Genomic DNA, 1313 nt, shown 5'->3' with positions numbered 1-1313 from the left:
AGAAAGAGAACATGTCGGGCCGCGTCAATGGTTTTTTAAGAACGATTCTGGGAAGTCTTTTGTTTGCAATGGGATGGGCCCGAAGCAGGTGCGGGCGTGTTTGAGGGGGAGGTGAGGGGCACTCGGACTCTTGAGAATTGCTCAATAGTTCAGTCGTCAAGGAATGCTTGACGACTGAACCGTCAAGGATCGCTTGATGGTTAAGCCTGTAAGGATCTCTTACAGGTTACTCACGACTCGCAATTTAGTGGCACGGATCTGGCACGGATTAAGGTGCGCCGACTCGGATAAATGCGGTTTAAGCCGTACCAAGCTGAACCAATTGCATGATTGTATATTGGGAGAAAATGGCAGTTTATCGCCGTTTCAGATGGTGGGCGCGACAGGGATTGAACCTGTGACCCCTGCCGTGTGAAGGCAGTGCTCTACCGCTGAGCTACGCGCCCATCCGTCGAACGGGCTTGTAGCAAAAAAGGAGTGTGTCTGACAAGGGCACTTGAAAGAATTAAAACTAGAGGTTTGGTAGTTTGAATTGATGATGATCTTTTTGACTTTGAAATTAGATTTTGCATACATATTCGTAAGGCGTGAGGCCACTGAAGGTCTTGAACCTCCGAAATTATAAGCTACCATGAGCAGTTGAGGTGGTCCTCAACTGCTCATGGCTGCTTTCAGGTCGGCTTTCTCTACCAGTTGTGTGACAGCGAACTTTCTTGTCCGATCGATAGCAACGAAGAAGCGCAGCTTACCCTCAGCAGTCTGGACTTCGGCAATATCGATGTGAAAAAGCCGATGGGCAGCATTTGAAACGCTGTCCTTGGGCTTATCTCCCTCTATGTCCGGCAATCGTGAGATCTCGTGACGCAGAAAGCAGCGATGCAGGGTCGAACGTGTCAGGTAAGGGATGCTGGCCTGCAGGGTATCAAGTTCGATTTCTGTCAAGACCGTTGCGCGCAGCTCTTCAGGACCTGTCTTCTGATCCTCAACCGTTTTGACGCTTGCACCATTTTGCAACTGTTTTGGGGTGATCCCGAACGCTGTATTGCTGCTCGCACGGCGTGAGTGGTCGTGGCGCCGCCATGACGGTTCTGTCCGATAAGGCTTCCTTCCACTCACGTGAAAATATCACACCATCAAACCCCGGGGACTAAATACCTAAGAAAAACAAAAAGAAGGCTGTAAAGACAACACGCTACGAGAAGATCCACCGCTACCGTCCCGAAAGAAATTCTTATAGCTCTCAGACAGCTGTGAGGCGTGTTTCGCTCCTAAAATACGACAGATCGCTTGATCCAAAAAGTTGTATGCCGCTC

Annotated in this window: 1 tRNA gene and 1 pseudogene; both read right to left on the bottom strand. The window is 49.7% G+C overall.

Annotation, left to right across the window (positions count from 1 at the left end):
- Positions 1-371 precede the first annotated feature (371 nt).
- Positions 372-446 (bottom strand) — tRNA-Val (locus GKA01_RS13510).
- Positions 447-678: 232 nt separating this feature from the next.
- Positions 679-1097, bottom strand: a pseudogene (locus GKA01_RS13505) (IS481 family transposase); the annotation flags it as partial.
- Positions 1098-1313 lie beyond the last annotated feature (216 nt).

It is taken from the genome of Gluconobacter kanchanaburiensis NBRC 103587, from assembly GCF_007988905.1.
Lineage (GTDB): Bacteria > Pseudomonadota > Alphaproteobacteria > Acetobacterales > Acetobacteraceae > Gluconobacter > Gluconobacter kanchanaburiensis.
The sequence above is the reverse complement of the archived record's forward strand: the minus strand, read 5'-3'. Positions and strand labels throughout refer to the sequence as shown.